Origin of the sequence: Pseudomonas sp. NC02 (genome assembly GCF_002874965.1) — a bacterium.
In the GTDB taxonomy this organism is placed as follows: domain Bacteria; phylum Pseudomonadota; class Gammaproteobacteria; order Pseudomonadales; family Pseudomonadaceae; genus Aquipseudomonas.
Window position 1 is genome coordinate 2,632,245 of the sequence record NZ_CP025624.1, and the last position, 20,170, is coordinate 2,652,414.

Annotated in this window: 18 protein-coding genes; 6 read left to right on the plus strand and 12 right to left on the minus strand. The window is 61.2% G+C overall.

Annotated elements, in window-relative coordinates; translation table 11 throughout:
- Nucleotides 1-20: 20 nt before the first annotated feature.
- Nucleotides 21-611, minus strand: a complete 591-nt coding sequence (locus tag C0058_RS12485; RefSeq protein WP_102368701.1) for an amino acid synthesis family protein — start codon at nt 609-611, stop codon at nt 21-23.
- A gap of 278 nt (nt 612-889) precedes the next feature.
- On the opposite strand from C0058_RS12485, the gene katG reads away from it, so the two are divergent.
- A complete protein-coding gene (gene katG, locus C0058_RS12490) occupies nt 890-3,160 on the plus strand; it encodes a catalase/peroxidase HPI (protein WP_102368702.1) in 2,271 nt (756 codons plus the stop codon).
- 44 nt (nt 3,161-3,204) lie between these two features.
- Here katG and C0058_RS12495 read toward each other — a convergent pair whose 3' ends face one another.
- Complete coding sequence (locus tag C0058_RS12495; RefSeq protein ID WP_008436073.1) at nt 3,205-4,965, minus strand: EAL domain-containing protein; 1,761 nt, start codon at nt 4,963-4,965, stop codon at nt 3,205-3,207.
- A gap of 215 nt (nt 4,966-5,180) precedes the next feature.
- On the minus strand, nt 5,181-6,020 hold the full coding sequence (locus C0058_RS12500) for an EcsC family protein (RefSeq protein ID WP_003208925.1): 840 nt from the start codon (nt 6,018-6,020) through the stop codon (nt 5,181-5,183).
- 163 nt (nt 6,021-6,183) lie between these two features.
- Here C0058_RS12500 and C0058_RS12505 point away from each other — a divergent pair, with 163 nt between their 5' ends.
- The 5 genes from C0058_RS12505 (at nt 6,184) to C0058_RS12525 (ending at nt 11,339) form a co-directional block, all read left to right on the plus strand.
- Entirely contained in the window at nt 6,184-7,311 is a 1,128-nt protein-coding gene (locus C0058_RS12505; protein ID WP_102368703.1) for an alpha/beta hydrolase, read from the plus strand.
- 142 nt (nt 7,312-7,453) lie between these two features.
- Nucleotides 7,454-8,323, plus strand: coding sequence for an oxaloacetate decarboxylase (locus C0058_RS12510; protein WP_003208921.1), 870 nt, complete (start codon nt 7,454-7,456; stop codon nt 8,321-8,323).
- A 165-nt stretch (nt 8,324-8,488) separates the two neighbouring features.
- On the plus strand, nt 8,489-9,475 hold the full coding sequence (tauA, locus tag C0058_RS12515; RefSeq protein WP_102368704.1) for a taurine ABC transporter substrate-binding protein: 987 nt from the start codon (nt 8,489-8,491) through the stop codon (nt 9,473-9,475).
- A 2-nt stretch (nt 9,476-9,477) separates the two neighbouring features.
- Nucleotides 9,478-10,311, plus strand: coding sequence for a taurine dioxygenase (tauD, locus tag C0058_RS12520; RefSeq protein ID WP_087694292.1), 834 nt, complete (start codon nt 9,478-9,480; stop codon nt 10,309-10,311).
- A gap of 14 nt (nt 10,312-10,325) precedes the next feature.
- Entirely contained in the window at nt 10,326-11,339 is a 1,014-nt protein-coding gene (locus C0058_RS12525; RefSeq protein ID WP_102368705.1) for a GNAT family N-acetyltransferase, read from the plus strand.
- A gap of 2 nt (nt 11,340-11,341) precedes the next feature.
- On the opposite strand, the gene C0058_RS12530 is transcribed toward C0058_RS12525, so the two are convergent.
- The 9 genes from C0058_RS12530 to paaA all read right to left on the minus strand — a co-directional run bounded on the left by C0058_RS12530 (nt 11,342) and on the right by paaA (nt 20,037).
- A complete protein-coding gene (locus C0058_RS12530) occupies nt 11,342-11,893 on the minus strand; it encodes a GNAT family N-acetyltransferase (protein WP_102368706.1) in 552 nt (183 codons plus the stop codon).
- A 248-nt stretch (nt 11,894-12,141) separates the two neighbouring features.
- Nucleotides 12,142-14,196, minus strand: coding sequence for a phenylacetic acid degradation bifunctional protein PaaZ (gene paaZ / locus C0058_RS12535; protein ID WP_102368707.1), 2,055 nt, complete (start codon nt 14,194-14,196; stop codon nt 12,142-12,144).
- 29 nt (nt 14,197-14,225) lie between these two features.
- Entirely contained in the window at nt 14,226-15,872 is a 1,647-nt protein-coding gene (locus C0058_RS12540) for a cation acetate symporter (RefSeq protein ID WP_003208909.1), read from the minus strand.
- Entirely contained in the window at nt 15,869-16,177 is a 309-nt protein-coding gene (locus tag C0058_RS12545; protein ID WP_003208907.1) for a DUF485 domain-containing protein, read from the minus strand. Before C0058_RS12545 ends, C0058_RS12540 begins: the two co-directional genes overlap by 4 nt.
- Nucleotides 16,178-16,338: 161 nt before the next feature.
- On the minus strand, nt 16,339-17,415 hold the full coding sequence (gene paaE / locus C0058_RS12550; RefSeq protein WP_003208905.1) for a 1,2-phenylacetyl-CoA epoxidase subunit PaaE: 1,077 nt from the start codon (nt 17,413-17,415) through the stop codon (nt 16,339-16,341).
- 33 nt (nt 17,416-17,448) lie between these two features.
- Nucleotides 17,449-17,982: a 1,2-phenylacetyl-CoA epoxidase subunit PaaD gene (paaD, locus tag C0058_RS12555; RefSeq protein ID WP_102368708.1), complete on the minus strand. Its 534-nt coding sequence runs from the start codon at nt 17,980-17,982 to the stop codon at nt 17,449-17,451.
- Complete coding sequence (gene paaC / locus C0058_RS12560) at nt 17,969-18,730, minus strand: 1,2-phenylacetyl-CoA epoxidase subunit PaaC (RefSeq protein WP_102368709.1); 762 nt, start codon at nt 18,728-18,730, stop codon at nt 17,969-17,971. Before paaC ends, paaD begins: the two co-directional genes overlap by 14 nt.
- 8 nt (nt 18,731-18,738) lie before the next feature.
- A complete protein-coding gene (paaB, locus tag C0058_RS12565; RefSeq protein ID WP_003208899.1) occupies nt 18,739-19,020 on the minus strand; it encodes a 1,2-phenylacetyl-CoA epoxidase subunit PaaB in 282 nt (93 codons plus the stop codon).
- A gap of 27 nt (nt 19,021-19,047) precedes the next feature.
- Nucleotides 19,048-20,037, minus strand: a complete 990-nt coding sequence (gene paaA, locus C0058_RS12570) for a 1,2-phenylacetyl-CoA epoxidase subunit PaaA (protein ID WP_102368710.1) — start codon at nt 20,035-20,037, stop codon at nt 19,048-19,050.
- Nucleotides 20,038-20,170 lie beyond the last annotated feature (133 nt).

The window sequence follows — 20,170 nt, forward strand, 5'->3', positions numbered from 1 at the left end:
GTTTGGGTGACCGGTCTTGCTTACCGGGCTTTCTCGGCTGCCAGCTCTTCCAGGTCGATGTAACGGTTGCCGATGCGTGGGTGCAGGCGGCCGCCGTCGGCGCACCCAAGGACCACCACGATCTCGTCGGCACGCGGGGAATCTTCTATCTGCATTTCCAAGGTGATGTAGTGCGAGCGCAGCCCTTCGTCATCCTTGTGCATCATCGGGATTTGAATCGATGTGCCCGGGCCACCGCGCTTGTTGGTAAAACTCAGGTAGCTCTTGGCCTTGACCGCTTCGCGGTAGTGGTTGCCAAAGCGCAGGGTATGGATGATTGCCGAGGCGTGTTCGATTTCACCGTCGGCACCGACCACGGCGGCCTTGCCATAGGCTTCGATGTTGTCTGCACCACCGATAATGCCAATCAGGCGCTCCACCATCAGTGCGCCGAGATCCGAGCAGTTGGCACGGATTTCCGGTTTCAGGTCTTCGACAAAACCGCGACCCAGCCACGGGTTTTTCAGGACGACAGCCAGGCCCACCATAGTCACTGGCGTGTCGGAGGCCTTGCCGCCTTCAATAAAGGTTTCTTCTACATAGCTGACGATCTTGCGGATTTCAAAACTCATGGCTGCTCCACCTGGGTGCTGATTGGTTTGTGTATGATGGTATACCATAATACCGCAAGCGCAAGAGCTGCAAGCAAACTGAAGATGGGTTCGCGCGATAAAAGGTCGAGCGGATGGCTTTTTCTGGTCTTGAGATCCCAGTGGCTCTTATGCAGGGCGGGGCCCCAGGACGGCTTTCAATCCCAAGAACAGGTCTATCAGGGGATAACGTTGCAGCTATTAGAGTTTTCTGCGAACGAGGCTAATCTTTGAAAACGTCACTAAAAGGTGTGCCAAGCATGTCAACTGAATCGAAATGCCCTTTCAACCACGCTGCGGGTGGCGGCACCACGAACCGAGACTGGTGGCCCCAGCAACTGAATCTGAAGATCCTGCATCAGCATTCCTCCCTCAGCGACCCTATGGGTGAGGGCTTCGATTACGCCAAGGCGTTCCAGAGCCTTGACTTTGAAGCGGTCAAGCAGGATTTGCGCGATGTCATGACGCAATCCCAGGACTGGTGGCCGGCGGACTTTGGCCATTACGGCCCGCTGTTCATTCGCATGGCCTGGCACAGCGCCGGGACCTACCGTACCGCCGACGGTCGCGGCGGTGCCGGTTCCGGTCAGCAGCGCTTTGCACCGCTCAACAGCTGGCCTGACAACGTCAGCCTGGATAAGGCCCGTCGCCTGATCTGGCCGGTCAAGCAAAAGTACGGCCGGCGGATTTCCTGGGCCGATTTGATCGTACTCACCGGTAACGTTGCGCTGGAGTCCATGGGGTTCAAGACCTTCGGGTTCTCCGGCGGTCGCCCGGATGTCTGGGAGCCGGACGAGGACGTTTACTGGGGCGCCGAGACCACGTGGCTGGGGGGAGAAGAGCGTTACGGCGTGCAAAAGAAAATGCAGCAGCCGGGTGATGGTCCGTTGGTGGCTGAACCGCAGAACCATGGCAACGAAGAAAGCCGCACCGGGGGCGGTGAGCGCAACCTGGAAAATCCCCTCGCCGCTGTGCAGATGGGCTTGATCTACGTGAACCCGGAAGGGCCTGAAGGTGTTCCGGATCCGGTCGCCTCGGCGAAGGATATCCGTGAAACCTTCGGTCGCATGGCGATGAATGACGAAGAGACCGTAGCCCTGATCGCCGGCGGTCACGCCTTCGGCAAGACCCACGGCGCAGGTCCGGCGGATAACGTCGGCCCGGAACCGGAAGCGGCTGGCCTGGAAGAGCAGGGGCTGGGCTGGAAAAACAGCTTCGGCAGCGGCAAGGGCGGTGACACCATCACCAGCGGGCTGGAGGTGACCTGGACTTCGACGCCGACAAGATGGAGCAATGAGTACCTCGAAAACCTCTTCGGCTTTGAATGGGAACTGACCAGGAGCCCGGCGGGCGCCCATCAGTGGACACCGAAGAACGGTGCCGGCGCCGGCAAGGTTCCGGATGCCCATGACGCCGGCAGGCGGCATGCGCCGAGCATGCTGACCTCGGACCTGGCGCTGCGTTTCGATCCGGCGTACGAACAGATCTCCCGACGTTTCCTGGCCAACCCGGACCAACTGGCAGACGCCTTTGCCCGTGCCTGGTTCAAGCTTACCCACCGCGACATGGGCCCGCTTGCGCGTTATCTCGGCCCGGAAACCCCCGCGGAAGAGTTGCTGTGGCAGGACCCGATTCCTGCGGTCGATCATCCGCTGGTGGATGAACAGGATGTGGCGGCGCTCAAGCAAAAGATTCTCGCCGCGGGGCTGACGGTCTCGCAGCTGGTTTCGACAGCATGGGCAGCGGCGTCCACCTTCCGCGGCTCCGATAAACGCGGAGGAGCCAATGGCGGGCGCCTGCGCCTGGCTCCGCAGAAGGACTGGGCGGTCAACCAGCCTGAGCAACTGTCGGGCGTACTGAAGCGTCTCGAAGCTATTCAGGGCGACTTCAATACCGCACAGACGGGAGGCAAAAGGATTTCCCTGGCCGATCTGATCGTGCTGGCGGGCAATGTGGGGGTTGAGCGGGCGGCCCAAAATGCCGGCCGCCAGACCACGGTGTCTTTCACGGCAGGGCGCACGGATGCTTCCCAGGAGCAGACGGATGTCGAGTCGTTCGGTTTCCTTGAACCGGTCGCCGATGGCTTTCGCAACTACCAGAAGGGGCACTACAAGGTGTCTGCCGAAGCGTTGCTGATCGACAAGGCGCAACTGCTGACATTGACCGCACCCGAAATGACGGTGCTGTTGGGCGGACTGCGGGTCTTGGGTATCAATGTCGGGGAAAGCAAGCACGGGGTGTTCACCGAGCGCCCGGGAACCCTGACCAATGACTTCTTCAGGAACCTGCTGGACATGGGCGTTGAATGGAAGCCAGTCACCGGCACCCACGATACCTTTGAGGCGCATGACCGCAAGACCGGTGCCGTCAAGTGGACTGGCACCCGGGTCGACCTGGTGTTCGGTTCGCATGCCCAGTTGAGGGCGCTGTCCGAAGTCTATGGCAGTGCCGACGCCGAGGAGAAGTTCGTCGAGGACTTCGTGGCGGCCTGGACCAAGGTGATGAACCTGGATCGCTTTGAACTGGCCTGACACTGGCGCCTGACGTTTACAGGCCCACGCTGTGGGCCTGTTCGCTAGCGGCCTGGGCTTATCCAGGTTTCCAGGTCCGTTGCGGTCATGGGCTTTGCTATCAGGTAGCCCTGCGCTTCGGAACATCCCCACTGTATCAAGAGGTCGAGGATTTCCTGGTTTTCTACGCCTTCGGCAACGACTCGGTAGCCGAGCCCTTTCGCCAGGCCTATCAGGGTTTTAACCAACTGCTTGTCATTTTGATTGCTGCCCAGCCCGCTGATCAATGATTGATCCAGCTTGACGGTAGTGGCCGGCAGTTCCTTCAGGTACGCCCAGTTACTGTAGCCCGTGCCGAAATCATCAACCGCGACCTCTATGCCAATCTGCCGAACGCGCTGCAGTTGCCGGATGACTTCCTCAGGGTTGGTCATCAACATGCTTTCGGTAAACTCAAGTTCAAAGTCGGCAGGGTCAAGGTCGTGCCGGTGAAGCTCATGAATCATCGCGTCCACGAACTCGGAGCTTTCCAGATCGCTGACGGTAATGTTCATCGCTATTCGCAGGCGCACGCCTTGTGCTTTCCAGGCTGCGGCTTGCCGGATGATTGCGTTGAGCACCCATAATCCAACGGACGGTATCAACGCGGTTTTTTCGGCCAGGGGGATGAACTCGGCAGGGCTGATGGGGCCAAGCAACGGATGGGTCCAGCGTAGCAATGCCTCTACCGAATCACAGCTTCCCGAGGGCAGTTTGACTTTGGGCTGATACACCAGGCTGAACTGTTTGTCGCAGCTGACCGCTTCCGGCAACGAACTCAACAACATGAACGCGCGTTGTTGAGCTGCATCAAACTGGGGTTCATAAAGAGACCAGCCCAGCTTGCGGTCACGCGCCTCATCTGCCGCACTCACCAGCAGGCGCAGCCAGTCTTGCTGGCCGGAGTGGTGAATGGGCAGCACGCCAATCCCGACTTGCATGAGGATGGGGATGCCGTGGCATTCAACAGGCTTTTTGAAGTCCTTGAGAATACTTTCGCAGATGTGCTCGGTGGTTTGATTCTCCTCAAGGATGAAGCCAAACCGCGTCGGGCTGATTTTGTAAAGCAGGCACTGCGCGGGTAACAGGTTTTGCAGGCGAGATTTGATCGCCAGAACCAGGTCTCCGGCAAAGCTGTAGCCCAGGGCCTTTACAATATCGTTGAGAAACTTTGGCGAGATAATGTCAACTGCGTACACATGGCACGCGTTTTCAAGCTTAAGCGCTTGACGTATATCTTCCTCAAGCCTGAGTCGATTGAATAGCCCCGTCGGTTGGTCTACGAAGTTGCGGGACCGCATGCCCTGTATGCGCATCATGACCAGCTCGGCAAAGTCGTTGAGCATTGCACTGTCACGCTCGCTCATGGGAGGGCGGGGGACAGTGTCAATGATGCAGAGACTTCCCAGGGTAAAGCCATCCTCCGTGATCAATGGCGCGCCCGCGTAATAACGAATATGCGGCGGCCCCGTGACCAGGGGATTGTCTTTGAAGCGGGCATCCAGCGTTGCGTCCGACACCTCCAGCAGGGCGTTGTCCAGGGTAGAGTAGGCGCAAAAAGACACTTCTCGCGGTGTCTGCGTTTCTGTAATTCCCACCCGTGCCCTGAACCATTGCCGGTGTTTATCGACAATTGAAATCAGTGCGATGGGGGCGTTGTAATAGGCAGACGCCATCTCGACGATCTTTTCAAATACATCATCACTATCGCTGTCGGTTGGACAAAATTTCGCGACCTCTTTTAGCCGTTCAATTTCATTCGGCGGAATAGGAGCGCCTTCGCCCATGACAATCCTCAAAGTGGTTATGTTCGTACAACAAGGTATCAGACAGTGCCATCATTATGATGTTGTTTTTCTATTCATCAGATAGCTCAAGGGTATGGCGTCCGGTGATCTCTTCCTGCGTATCTCCCTAATTCTTGCGCCCTGCGGATGAATGTACGCGCGGGGCAGCGAAGTGGATGCACGGCATTAAAAATTTTTCCGGCATTTCCGCGCTTCTAGTTCACCCGGGGCGCCGCCTTGATGGCCATGTACGCATCCTTGATGGGCTCAAAACCATATTTCTCTTCCAGCCGTTTCACGATGAAGTGCCCCCGCGCCATGTCCTGGTAGAAGTGGGTGAACAGCGTATTGATCGTCGCCCCGGTAAAGGCGCCCATCACCGGAACGGCCTGGGCTGCGAACTTGCTGGAAATGGTAAAGCCAAAACGTGTCGCGACTTTATCGATCAGGATCGCCAGCCATTTCCCGGCTTGGCCCGGGGACAAGCTGCTGATGGCCTTGGAGCCCTGCTTGGCGGCGATCCCCGCCAGTTCCTTGGACAGTTGTTGCATGGCCTGGGTGGTGAAGCTGCGGGTCATGTAGTAACCGGTCTCCGTTGCATCGTCGGCCTGGCTGGTGCCACCCATGGCAAACACCTCGATGCAGGCTTGTTTGGTCGAAAAGTCGCCCAGGTCGAAACCCTCGCTGCGCGCCACATCGGCGACCGCGCGCATCATGATGGTGGTAGAGATCGGCAGCTCGATAAACAGCGCCGCGAAACCGAAGGCCCCGCCGATGGCGCCCGAGGTGGCCGCAAAAGCCTTGTGCAGCCGGGTCGAGGCCGGTTTTCTCGGACTGTTGTCCAGGCTTTTCAGCGCCGCGCCGGCGGATGAATGCAGCGCTGCCGCCACCGCGCCATTGATCCGTTTGGAAACCACCCCCGGCAATGCCTTTACCGCGCTTTCAATCGGGGAGCCGATCATGCCGGACAGCCTGGCCGTCAGGGAGGGTGACTCCAGCAAACCGACGGCCCGCTTGAGATCCTGATAGTCCTCGGGATTGTCTCTGATGCTCACAGGCGTCTCCTTGAAATTTTTCCGGCTTTGATAAAACAAAGACCCGCGAAGAGGGCCATCGTGCCGTCACGCTTTACCCATTCTTTACCTGCGCGGGTGCTGCGTTCGCCGGCGGGTCGGTTAGGCTGCCAGTTACCTTGAACTGAACGGCGGTGTGAATCGAATGAACCTTCAACCTCGGTACTGGCTGGCGGTGAGCGCCCTGGTGGGCAGCCTGGGATTGATTGCGGGGTGTGCGGGCGATCCGCCAAACCCGCGGGCCGAATTCAGCGAGCGGGTCAACAAGGAACTGAGCACCGCGTATCAACCGTCCCATTATGAAACGTCCGGCTGGGGCGCGACCTGGCAGCTCGACAAGCAATCGGTGAACGTTGCGTGGCTGGCACCGGTGATCCATGAGCGCCTGCCGCTGATTATCTACTTGCCGGGTTTGGGTGAGCCGGCCTCGGGCGGGGTGGCGTGGCGCAAGGCTTGGGCGCAGGCCGGTTATGCGGTGCTGTCGGTTCAGGAGCCCGCCCATGATCAGTCGATCTTTGCCTCGCAGCAGGCGGTATATGGCGACTTTCGCGGGATGGCGAGCAGTCATTACTCCGCCGCCGCCCTGCGTGACAGGCTGTCCACCTTGCAGAAAGTCCTGGGCGAAGTTCGGGCACGGGCCTCCAAAGGCGACGCGCAACTGGCGGCCATCGACTGGAACCAGGTGGTGGTGGCCGGCTTTGATTTTGGCGCGCAGACCGCTGAGGCACTCGCCGGGGCGCTGGAGCCCGGGGCCACCCCGGGCGTCGGGATTCAACCCAAGGCGGTGTTGCTGCTCAGCCCTTATGTGGACGCCGATGCCCGGCCGGACGTGTTTGCCCGGATAACGGCGCCCGTGCTGTCGATGACCGGCCAGCAGGATGAAGACCCGTTCAACTGGGTCAGCTCTTACCGTCAGCGAGAGGTGTTGGGCGAGTCGGTGACAGCGGCGGGCAGTGTTCAGCTGGAGTTGAACAGTGCGACGCACAAGACCTTGTCCGGGAGCGAGCTGTTCAGCCGGCCGGCGAAAAGGACCGACAAGGGCAGTGCTTCGTCTGGCGACGCGCCCAAGGGGCGAGGGCACAAGCACGGCGCCAAACCTGGCGGCGGCGGCCCGATGGCGGGCGAACCGGCGCCGGACCCCAAGCAGGTGGCCGCGATTCAGGCCATGGGTGTGGCGTTCCTGGATAGCCGGGTCAAACACAATCCCGCCGCCACCGAATGGTTGCGACAGGGCGCGTCAACCTGGCTGGGTGAGGCGGGACGGTTGAAGTAATGGCGGCGGGCTTCCCCCCGCCAAGCGTGATGTATAAGTTTCTCAAACGTCATCAACCATCTTTTTCCGGCGTGATACGCTAGCCTTACTTTTGAATTGGCACTGGTCGTTCCCGCGTATACGGCGACAGTGAGGAGTGAACATGTCGAAAATTTCCCACCAGGATCTACGGCGCTCGTTTCGCGAGCTGCTGGCCTCCCAACACTGCTTTCACACCGCCTCGGTGTTCGACCCGATGTCCGCCAGGATCGCTGCAGACCTGGGCTTCGAAGTCGGCATCCTGGGAGGCTCGGTGGCGTCATTACAGGTCCTGGCTGCACCGGACTTCGCGCTGATTACCCTGAGTGAGTTCGTCGAGCAGGCCACCCGCATCGGCCGGGTGGCGCAGCTTCCGGTGATCGCCGACGCCGACCACGGCTACGGAAATGCACTGAACGTGATGCGCACCGTCCAGGAACTGGAGCGTGCTGGCGTCTCGGCGCTGACCATTGAAGATACCCTGCTGCCCGCGCAGTTCGGGCGTAAATCCACCGATCTCATCAGCACGGAAGAGGGCGTGGGCAAGGTCAAGGCAGCCCTGGAGGCGCGGGTCGATCCGCAGCTTTCGATCATCGCGCGGACCAACGCCGCCGTATTGCCGGTGGAAGACGTTATCCATCGCACCAAGGCGTATCAAGAAGCTGGCGCAGACGGCATCTGCATGGTGGGTGTCCGTGACTTCGACCACCTTGAACAGATCGCCGAAGGCCTGACGGTGCCGTTGATGCTGGTGACCTACGCCAACCCGCATCTCAATGACAACGAACGCCTGGCCAAATTGGGTGTGCGGATTGTGGTTGCCGGGCACGGCGCGTACTTCGCCTCGATCAAGGCCACCTACGACAGCCTTCGCGAACAGCGCAACCTGACGCGCAGCACGTCAAACCTGACCGCCAGCGAACTGACCCACACCTACACGTTCCCCGACACCTACGTGAGCTGGGCCAAAGAGTTCATGGATGTCCAAGAGTGACATGACCCTGCAGGAGCGAGCTTGATCGCTCCTGCAGAAGCTCTAAGCTAATTCCATAAAATTATTTATTTTATTTTTTATAGATCAATATCATCTAACTGAGTTGACCCTTGGAGAGCCGGAGTCCGCGCTGCTCAAGTCTTATCCGCTCAGGAATCTATAAAAATGAACACGCTGAAACCGGCCCGCAACCTCCTCTCGGCCATGGGCCTCGCTGTCCTCTCCCTAAGCGCTCAATCCGCTGACCTCACCATCGGCTACATCAACGGCATCGACCCGATCAAACGCGCCATCGCCGATGGTGAATATGAAAAAGGTATCGGCCAGAAGATCGATTGGCGCAGATTCGACGCGGGCCCGGCCGTCCTGGCCGCCATGGCTTCCGGTGATGTGCAGATCGGCAACCTGGGTTCCAGCCCGTTGGCCGCGGCGGCTTCGCGAAACATGCCGCTGGTGGCGTTCATTGTCAGCGCGCAGATTCGCAGTTCCGAGGCCCTGGTGGTTCGCGACGGCAGCGGGATCAAGACCCCTGATGACCTGATCGGCAAAACCATCGCCGTGCCCTTTGTGTCGACCTCTCATTACAGCCTGCTGGGCGCGCTGAAGCACTGGAACCTGGACCCGCGCAAAGTCAACATCGTCAACCTGACACCGGCACAAATCACCGCCGCCTGGGCCCGCGGCGATATCGACGGGGCGTTTACCTGGTCGCCTGCCCTGGGTGAAATCCGTAAGACCGGCAAGATCCTCACGGATGCTGCCGAAGTTTCCAACTGGGGCGCCCCGACCTTTGAGGTGTGGGTAGCGCGCAAGGATTTCGCTGAAAAGAATCCGAAGGTCGTTGCCGATTTTGCCAGGGTCAGCCTGGCGGCGATTGCCGATTACGCCGCGCATAAAAAAGACTGGACCGCTGATTCTGCCCCCGTGAAAAGCATCGCCCGACTCACAGGCGCCAACGCTGCGGACATTCCCGAGCTGCTCGAAGGCTCGTCGTTCCCGACGGCCGCCGAACAAAAAAGCGCGCAATACCTCGCCGGTGGCACCGCCAGGGAAATCGGCAAGACCGCCGAATTTCTGAAAGAGCAGGGAAAAATCGAAAAGGTCCTGCCTGACTATTCCGCCTTCGTCAGCGACAAGTTCATCGGAGAATAATCATGGGCCTGACGCTTCATCCCCTTGGCCCTACCATCGGCGCCGAGGTTGAGGGGCTGGATATGGCCCTGCCTCTGACGGATCAACAACACGACTGGGTGGAGCAAGCACTGCTGCAGCACCAGGTGTTGTTCTTCCGTAACCAGGCCATTACCCCCGGGCAGCACGTGGCATTTGCCGCGCGGTTTGGTGATTTGCACCGGCATCCGATTTACCCGCACGTTGACCGGCACCCGGAACTGCTGCTGATCGACACCGCCGTGACCGATGTCCGCGACAACGCCATCTGGCACACCGATGTAACCTTCCTCGCCGCACCGGCGATGGGCTCCGTGTTGGCGGCCAGGCAAGTGCCTGCGTTCGGCGGGGATACGTTGTGGGCCAATGGCGTGGCTGCGTTTGAAGGGTTATCGGCCCCCGTCAGGCAACTGCTCGACGGCCTGACCGCCACCCACGAATTGACCAAATCATTTCCCACCGAGCGCTTCGGCAGCACGCCCGAAGCATTGGCGCGCTACGAAAAAGCCCGGAAGGATCACCCGCCGCTGTCACACCCGGTGGTCAGGACGCATCCTGCCACCGGGCGCAAGGCGTTGTTTGTGAATGAAGGCTTTACCACGCGGATCAATGAGCTTGAGGCGGCGGAAAGTGATGCGTTGTTGCGGTTATTGTTCAGCCACGTGAGCCGTCCGGAATTCACCGTGCGTTGGCGATGGAAGGCGAATGATGTAGCGTTCTGGGATAACCGCATTACCCAGCATTACGCGATTGATGATTACCGACCGCAAAGGCGGGTGATGCACCGCGCGACGATTTTGGGCGACGTGCCTTTTTGATGGAGGATCGGTCGATGGACTTGCCCTTGGTGATCAACCCTGACGACTATCTGGAAACCGAGTTCGGCAGGGAATTCACGCCTGAACGAAATCGACAGGCATGGCAGCTCGCGTATGCGCGGTTGAGGCACGAGCTGTCACAGGCGGCAAAGGGCACTCATGTGTACGTGGTCATGGGCGTGCAGGGGGCGGGCAAGTCTCGCTGGGTGGCGGAAAACCTTGAGCGATTGGGGCACGGCGCAATCGTCTTCGATGCTGCTTTGCCGGCGCGGCGTCATCGGCAGGAGCTGCTGTCCATCGCGAGGGACTATGCAGTCCCGGTGATCGGCATCCTGGTGAGCGCACCGCTGGAGCTGGCGCTGGCGCGAAATGCCCAACGCAATGCTGACAAAAAGGTGCCGGAGGACGCGCTGAAAAGCGTGTTCAGCATGCTCGAGCCACCCAGTGAAGACGAAGGATTCGTGTGGGTGCAAACCATTGAACAGCAGGCGCCGCTGCCCACAACCCTGCAAACTGACCGGATGACCCTGGTTGCGCCTGATGTGGCGCTCGCTGAAAAACTCGCCGATGCCTTGAACGCCAGTTACGCACTGCACCGCCGGTTTCTCGTATGGAGCAAGCCGCACTGGACGCGGGAGGACACGCAGGAAAGCCTGCAGCGCGCGGCAAAAGACTTCGATGCGCCTGTCGGGGAGAAACGGTATTTCCTGTTATCTCGCGACGATCCCCAGGCATTGGTGGGCTGTATCGGCCTGCTGCCGCTGGCCGATGAGATTCACAGCTACGAAGTTGGCTATTGGGGCAATCAGGCACACGCCGGTCAGGGTCTGATGAGGGAGGCATTGAACGCTCTGGTTTCGCAGTTGAGCGGGCACACACTGCGCCTGACCACTTCTTCGGCGAACATATCCAGTCAACGACTGGCTGAGGCAACGGGGTTTGAATGGGTGGAAACCCTTCAAGGCGCGCGGCGCTGCGAGTACTTCGGCGTACGCGATACGCTGGTTTACCGCCGGACCGCGCGCTGACCCTAAAGGTACTCACACTCCCCACGCAGCAGCGAAAACTGAACCAGGTCTTGATGAGCTGCGTTCCAGTAACCCGCCTGCCTCAACGTTCCTTCACGCACGAACCCGGCTTTCTCAAGCAGGTTCAGTGACCGAGCGTTGTCAGGATGAACCAGCGCCTCGATCCTGTTGAGTTCCATGTGCTGGAACGCCCATCGAAGGGCGGCGTAAACCGCCTCCTTCATGAGCCCCTGTCCCTGTGCCGATTGCGCCATCTCAAACCCGATGGCACAACTGCGCCACATACGATTCCATTTGAAGAAACCACAGGTGCCGATCAGCGCTGCCGTGGCTGTCTCCTCAATCCCCCAGCGAATCCCCGGATTGGGTGAGGTGCGCCAACTGGCAAACAGCTCGATCAGTTGCTCCGCTTGATGAGGCTCGGTGATTGGGTCGGCACCGAACCACTTCATTGCTTCAGCGTCGCTATGAATCGCAAACAACCCCACCGCATCCTCCTGTGTAAGTTCTCTGAGGGTCAGGCGTTCGGTTTTGAGAGTCGGAAAGTCGGACACTGCGGGCGTCACCTTTTAGAAAAACGATTCGCTAAGGTGTGTCGTGCGGAATAAAAAATCAATCTGTTCAGTGGTGACGCAGGGCGTCACGGGATACGAACACACGCTCCTGATCAACTGGGATCAACTGTGGGAGCTGTCGAGCCCCAGCGAGGCTGCGATGCAGGCGCCGCGGTCTGGCAGGTACGGCGCGGTGATCCCATCGCAGCCTCGCCGGGGCTCGACAGCTCCCACATTGGTTTCAGCACTCACTCCTCGCGTTTGACCACCAACGTCAAGATGTCATAACTGGCCACCAGCTCACCCAACTGGTTGGTCACCTCCACATCCCACGCCACCACGCCTTGCGGAATGCCCTGGGGGCTCTTCTTGCCCTGGTCGATCTTGCGCTTGCAGGTCAGCCGCGCCTGGATGGTGTCGCCAATGCCCACCGGGTTGATAAACCGCAGGGTGTCCAGCCCGTAGTTCGCCAGCACCGGCCCCGGTGCCGGGGACACAAACAGCCCGGCCGCCGCCGACAGCACAAAGTAACCATGGGCAATGCGTTTGCCGAATTGCGATTCCTTGGCTGCGATGTCATCGAAGTGCATGTAGAAGTGATCGCCCGACAGGCAGCCGAAGTTCACCAGGTCGGCCTCGGTGACGGTGCGGCGGTGGGTCAGCAGCGATTCGCCAATCTGCAGGTCCTGGAAGAAGCGGCGGAACGGGTGCACTTCGGTCTCGATGACCTTGGCGCCGCGTACGTACTCGCCGGTGACCGCCGCCAGCATGGTCGGTGAGCCCTGTACCGCTGCGCGTTGCAGGTAGTGTTTCACGGCGCGCAAGCCGCCGAGTTCTTCGCCGCCACCGGCGCGGCCCGGGCCGCCGTGCTTGAGTTGCGGCAGGGGCGAGCCGTGGCCGGTGGATTCGGCGGCGGATTCGCGGTCGAGCACCAGCAGGCGGCCGTGCCACGCGGCAGCCACCGGGATGGCTTTGGCAGCGATCTGCGGGTCTTTGGTGATCAGGCTCGCGACGAGGCTGCCTTTGCCGCGTGCGGCCAGGGCCAGGGCTTCGTCGAGGTCGTCGTAGGCCATCAGCGTGCTCACCGGGCCGAAGGCCTCGATGTCGTGGGCGCCGCCTTCTGCATGCGGGTCGCGGGCTTGCAGCAGGGTCGGGGCGAAGAACGCGCCCTGGCTGACGTTTTCACCGCGGGGTTCAAAGCCGTCGCGGGCGCCGAACAGCATGTCGCTGCTCTGCAACAGGCTTTCCAGGCGGTCGGCCACGTCTTTCTGCTGGTCGTGGGAGGCCAGTGCGCCCATGCGCACGCCTTCCACCGACGGGTCGCCCACCACGACTTTTTTCAGGAGGTCCCGCAGGCGGGTGGCGACGGTGTCGATATGTTTGGCCGGCACGATGGCGCGGCGAATGGCGGTGCATTTCTGCCCGGCCTTGGTGGTCATTTCCCGGGCGACTTCCTTGATGAACAGCTCGAACTCTTCGTCGTCCGGGCTTACGTCCGGGGCGAGGATCGCGCAGTTCAGCGAGTCGGCCTCGGCGTTGAACGGCACCGAGTTGCGGATCAGGTTCGGGTTGACCCGCAGCTTGGCGGCGGTGTCGGCGGAGCCGGTGAAGGTCACCACGTCCTGGCCTTGCAGGCGGTCGAGCAGGTCGCCGGTGCTGCCGATCACCAGTTGCAGGCTGCCGGGTGGCAGCAGGCCGGATTCGTCCATCAGGCGCACCACGGCTTCGGTCAGGTAGCTGGTGGCGCTGGCCGGCTTGACGATGCATGGCATGCCCGCCAGGAAACTCGGGGCGAATTTTTCCAGCATGCCCCAGATCGGGAAGTTGAACGCGTTGATGTGCACCACCAGGCCGCCACGAGGCACCAGGATATGGGTGCCGGCAAAGCTGCCGAGCTTGCTCAGCTGCATCGCCGGGCCTTCGTGGACGATATTGCCCGACGGCAACTCCCGCGAGCCCAGGCTGGCGTAGGTGAACAGCGTGCTGTTGCCGCCTTCGATATCGATCCAGCTGTCGGCACGGGTCGCGCCGCTGTGGTGGGAGAGGGCGTAGAGCTGTTCCTTGCGCTCGCTCAGGTACAGCGCGATGGCCTTGAGGCGCTGGGCCCGCTGCTGGAAATCCAGGGCCATCAGCCCGCTGACACCCTGGCGGCGCCCGTGTTCGATGGCTTCGGCGAAGTCCGGGCGCTCCTCGTGAGTGCGTGCCAGCTCGTGGCCGTCAATGGCGCTGCGCAGCACCTGGGCGCCGTGTTGGCCGATCCAGCGGCCAGCGATAAAACTTTGCAGGGTAGGGGCGTGAGACATCACGATTCCTCCGGGTTGGAAAATGAGAGTTAGTGTTTGCTGGCGCCTGCGGCACCAATGCCGGTCATGGAGCGAATGAACTGCGCCAGGTAACGCCCGCGTTCAACGGCAGCGCGGGGCGAGCGGTCGGTGACGGAAAAGACCCAGGCGCTGAAAAACGCCAGGCTCATGGAAAACAGGGCAGGGTTGGAATAGGGGAACAGCGCCTTGTCGTAATGCAGTACGTTGACCCACACCGCCGGGCTCAGCACCAGCAGCACGATGGCCGAGACCAGTCCCGCCAGGCTGCCGGTCACCGCGCCACGGGTGGTCAGGCCCTTCCAGTACATCGAGAGGAACAGCACCGGGAAATTCACCGAGGCGGCGATTGCCAGTACCAGGCCGGACAGGAACGCGATGTTCTGCGACTCAAACAGCAGGCCGAGGATGATCGCCAGCACGCCGATGCACAGCGTGGCGATGCGCGACACGCGGATTTCCTGCTGCTCGCTGGCCTGGCCCTTGCGGATCACGCAGGCATACAGGTCGTGGGACACCGCCGACGCGCCGGACAACGCCAGCCCGGCGACCACGGCCAGGATGGTCGCGAAGGCCACCGCCGAAATGAACCCGAGGAACAGGTTGCCGCCCACGGCCTGTGCCAGGTGCACGGCGATCATGTTGCCGCCGCCGATGATCGCGCCGTTGGCATCCCGGAAGCTTGGGTCAGTACCCACCATGACGATGGCGCCGAAGCCGACGATGATCAGCAGCAGGTAGAAGTAGCCAATGAAACCGGTGGCGTAGAACACGCTCTTGCGCGCTTCCTTGGCGTCGCTGACGGTAAAGAAGCGCATCAGGATATGCGGCAACCCGGCGGTGCCGAACATCATGCCCAGCCCCAGGGAAATCGCATCGATCGGGTTCGACAGCAAGCCGCCCGGCGCCATGATCGCGCTGCCCTTGGCGTGCACGGCGGTGGCCCCGGCGAACATCGCCTCGGTGCTGAAACCAAAGTGCTTGAGCACCATGAACGCCATGAAGGTGGTGCCGAACAGCAACATCACCGCCTTGATGATCTGCACCCAGGTGGTGGCGAGCATGCCGCCGAAGGTCACGTAGAACACCATCAGCACGCCCACCAGCATCACCGCGTACAGGTAGTCGATGCCGAACAGCAGCTCGATCAGCTTGCCGGCGCCCACCATCTGCGCCACCAGGTACATCAGCGCCACGGTCAGGGTGCCGAAGGCCGAGGTCAGGCGCACCGGGGTCTGCTCCAGGCGGTAGGACACCACATCGGCAAACGTGTACTTGCCCAGGTTGCGCAGGCGCTCGGCGATCAGGAACAGGATGATCGGCCAGCCGGCCAACACGCCCAGGGCGTAGAGCAGGCCGTCATAACCGTTGAGGAACATCATCGCCGAGATGCCGAGGAATGACGCCGCCGAGATCATGTCGCCGGCAATCGCCAGGCCATTCTGGAAGCCGCTCATGCCGCCGCCGGCGGTGTAGAAGTCGCTGGCGGAACGGGTGCGCAGGGCGGCCCAGCGAGTCACGCCGAGGGTGAACAGCACGAACACCAGGAACATGCCGATGGCGTTCCAGTTCAGTGGCCGGGATGCGCCGTCGGCGGCGACTGCAAGGTCGGTGGCCAATGCCAGCGGCAGGAGAAACCACGCTACCAGCCGGCTCATGCTGTGCACTCCTGCTTGAGTTTGTCGTTCAGCGGGTCGATCACATGGTTGGCGCGGTACACATAAAAGCCGGTCAGCGCGAACGCCAGCAGCACAATCACCACACCCACCAGCATGCCCACGGTGGTCACGCCGCCGCTCAACGACTGCCCGAGGGTAGCCGGGGAGAACGCCACCAACAGCACAAACCCGAAATAGATCACCAGCATGATCAGCGACAGCGACCAGTACAGGTTCTGTTTGCGGCGTACCAACTGGATGAAATCGGGATGTCGACGGATGCGCTCGATATCGTCGGGGGTCATGGTGGTGTGCTCCTTTTTATTGTTGTTGTGGTTAAACCTGCGTCCTGTAGGAGCGAGCTTGCTCGCGAAAAACCTGAGGGCGCCGCGTTGATTCAGGCTACCCGCGTCATCGTTAACGATCTTCGCGAGCAAGCTCGCTCCTACAGGGGAGCGGTGTGTCCTTAAAGCTGATCGAAATCCAGTACCACCTTGTCGCTGACCGGGAATGCCTGGCACGACAGCACATAGCCGGCGGCCACTTCGTAGTCTTCGAGGGCGTGGTTGCTGTCCATCTCCACTTCGCCTTCGATGACTTTGCATTTGCAGGTGGAGCACACGCCGGCCTTGCACGAATACGGCAGCTCGGCGCCCTGGGCATTGCCCGCGTCGAGGATGCTCTGAGTGTTGCGGGGCAGGTCGAAGGCGAGGGCGCGGCCATCGCTGATCACCGTGATCTGGCTGACCGCCGCATCCACTTGCCGCGCCGCTTCGCGGGCCTCGCGCTTGTGCTGGCTGCCGGCGGCGGCGAACAGTTCGAAATGGATGCGCTCCGGCGCCATGCCCTTGGCCTTGAGGCTGTCGCGCACGGTCTCGGTCATCTCCTGCGGGCCGCAGATAAAGGCCGCGTCGAGGGCTTTCACGTCGAGCCAGCGGGAGAACAGTTGCTCGCACTTCTCGGCATTGATGCGGCCGTTGTAAAGGTCGACATCCTGCTGCTCGCGGCTGAACACGAAGATCAGGTTCAGGCGCTGCAGGTAGCGGTTCTTCAGGTCTTCCAGCTGTTCGCGAAACAGTGCACCGGAGCTGGAACGGTTGCCGTACAGCAGCGTCACGCGGCTGTGGGGCTCGGTTTGCAGGGTGGTCTTGATGATCGACAGGATCGGCGTGATACCGCTGCCGGCCGCCACTGCCAGGTAATGGCCGTGGCGAGCGGGATCAAGGTCCACATGAAAATGCCCGGCGGGCGGCATCACTTCCAGGCTGTGCCCGGCCTTGAGCTGCTCATTGGCAAATGCGGAGAACCGTCCACCGGCCACGCGCTTGATGGCGATGCGCAGTTCGCCGTCATTGACACCGGTGCAGATCGAATAGGAACGGCGCACTTCCTCGCCATCCAGCTGGGTGCGCATCACCAGGTGCTGGCCCTGGGTGAAGTGGAAGCTGTCTTGCAGATGCTGCGGAATCTCGAAGGCGATGGACACCGCGTCACGGGTCTCGTTGCGCACATCCTTGATGGTCAGGCTGTGAAATTTGCTCATTGTTGTTCTCCAACCAAGCGGGCCGCTGGCCCCTCAGATGCACTTGAAATAGTCGAACGGTTCCAGGCAATCGCGGCAGCGGTACAGCGCCTTGCAGGCGGTGGAGCCGAATTCGCTGAGCACTTCGGTGTGGGTGCTGCCGCATTGCGGGCAGGCAATCACCGGGCTTTCTCCCAGCAGGCTGCGTTTGCTGCTACTGCCTTGGGGCGGTGCGATGCCGTAGGCCCGCAGGCGTTCGCGGCCGCTGCTGGTGATCCAGTCGGTGGTCCAGGCCGGGGTCAGCTTGCGTTCCAGTTGCGGGGCGCGGAAACCTGCCAGCTCCAATGCATCGCGGATGTCGCCCTCGATCACTTCGGTGGCGGGGCAGCCGGAGTAGGTCGGCGTGACCACCACATGCAAGTGGCCGGCCTGCCAGTCCAGGTCGCGCACTATGCCCAGGTCGACCACGCTCACCACCGGCACTTCCGGGTCCATGACCTGCGCCAGGGTGGCCCACGCGGCAGCCAGGTCGGTGGGTTGCGCCGGGCGTGCGCCCTGGTCGCTGGCGATCAGTTCACCAGGTTGCATCGGGGTACGCTCGGGGCAAAAACTGCATTTCCGCCAACAAAATTCCCAGGTGCTCGCTGTGCAAACCGCGGCGTGCATCCAGGTAGAAATAGCTCGCAGCAGGCGGCAGGGGCAGGGTGGCGCTGGTAAAGATTTCGCTGACCTGGGTCTGCCACGCTGCGGCAACCTGAGCGGCGTCCGGCGTAATGCCGGCGGCGTGCAGGCGCTGTTCACTGTCGTCGGCGCCGGTCAGTTCCACGGTGAACCGCCACAGCTCGGGGATCGCCGCGAGCATGCGTTTATGGCTTTCCTCGGTGCCGTCTCCCAGGCGCTCCACCCACTCGCTGGAGCGGCGCAGGTGATAGGTGACTTCCTTCACCGCCTTGGCCGCGATGCCGGCGATGCGTTCGTCGCTGGATTGGGCCAGGCCGCTCAACACCGGCAAGTGCCAGGCGTCATACAGGAATTGCTTGAGGATGGTCACCGCGTAGTCGCCGTTGGGTTGTTCCACCAGCAGCAGGTTGCGATAGGCCCGCTCATCCCGGCGGAAGGCCAGGTGATCGGCGTCGCGCCCGTCGTCCAGCAGCTCGGCGGCGTATTCCAGCCAGTTGCGCGCCTGGCCCACCAGGTCGAGGCCGACGTTCATCAGCGCCAGTTCTTCTTCCAGCGCCGGCGCATGGCCGCACCACTGGCACAGGCGCTGGCCCTGGATCAGGGCGCTGTCGCCGAGGCGCAGCAGGTATTCGATCAGATCGGTTTCAGGGTTCATGGTCGACCTCACATATGCCCGACTTCGGCCGGCAACTCGTAGAAGCTGGCGTGGCGGTAGACCTTGTCATCGGCCGGGTCGAACAGCGGGTCTTTCTCGTCCGGCGACGAGGCGGTGATCAGCGCGGAAGGCACTACCCACAGGCTCACGCCTTCACTGCGGCGGGTGTACAGCTCCCGGGCATTCTCGATGGCCATGGTGGTGTCGGCGGCATGCACGCTGCCCACATGCTTGTGATTCAGGCCGTGCTTGCTGCGCACGAAGACTTCAAACAGGGTCCATTCAGACATAACGGTGACTCCACATCAGGTGGCCGATCAGGCGGCGTTCTTGTTCTGTTTTTTACGGGCGTGGGCGACGGCGGCTTCGCGTACCCAGGCACCGTCTTCAATCGCCTTGCGGCGGGTGGCGACGCGTTCCTGGTTGCACGGGCCGTTGCCCTTGAGCACTTCGTAGAACTCGCTCCACTGGATCTCGCCGAAATCGTAATGGCCGCGTTCGGCGTTCCACTTCAGGTCCGGGTCGGGGCAGGTGCAGCCCAGCAGCTCCAGCTGCGGGATGGTCTGGTCGATGAAGCGCTGGCGCAGTTCGTCGTTGCTCTGGCGCTTGATTTTCCAGGCCATGGATTGGGCGCTGTTGGGGGAGTGTTCGTCGCTGGGGCCGAACATCATCAGCGATGGCCACCAGAGGCGGTTGATCGCGTCCTGGACCATGTCTTTTTGCGCCTGGGTGCCCTGGCGCATCATGGTCAGCAGCAGTTCGTAGCCCTGGCGCTGGTGAAAGCTTTCTTCCTTGCAGATGCGCACCATGGCCCGGGAGTAGGGGCCGTAAGAGGTGCGCTGCAGTACCACCTGATTGACGATGGCGGCGCCGTCTACCAGCCAGCCTACTGCGCCCATGTCGGCCCAGTTCAGGGTGGGGTAGTTGAAGATGCTGGAGTACTTGGCCTTGCCGCTGTGGAGCTTGGCGATTTCTTCGTCGCGGTCGGCGCCCAGGGTTTCCATGGCGCTGTAGAGGTACAGGCCGTGGCCGGCTTCGTCCTGGATCTTGGCCATCAGTTGCAGCTTGCGTTTGAGGGTGGGGGCGCGGGTGACCCAGTTGCCCTCGGGCAGCATGCCGACGATTTCCGAGTGGGCGTGTTGGGAGATCTGGCGGATCAGGGTTTGACGGTAGGCGTCGGGCATCCAGTTCTTGGCTTCGATCTTGATTTCGGCGTCGATTTTTTCCTGGAAAGTGCGTTCCTGGTCGGACATCTCGGAGAGGTCCTTGATGCGCTTTACTCCGGTTTCTACAAGCTGTGCGTACATGGGGGGTCTCCCGCCTTGTGTTTTGTCGTAGGCATGGAGGACTTTATAAGCGATACGGAAATTAATATCAAACACAAAATATGGTGTCGTTATTTGATTTTGTATCGCTTTGCGGGAAGGGAGCAGATATCTG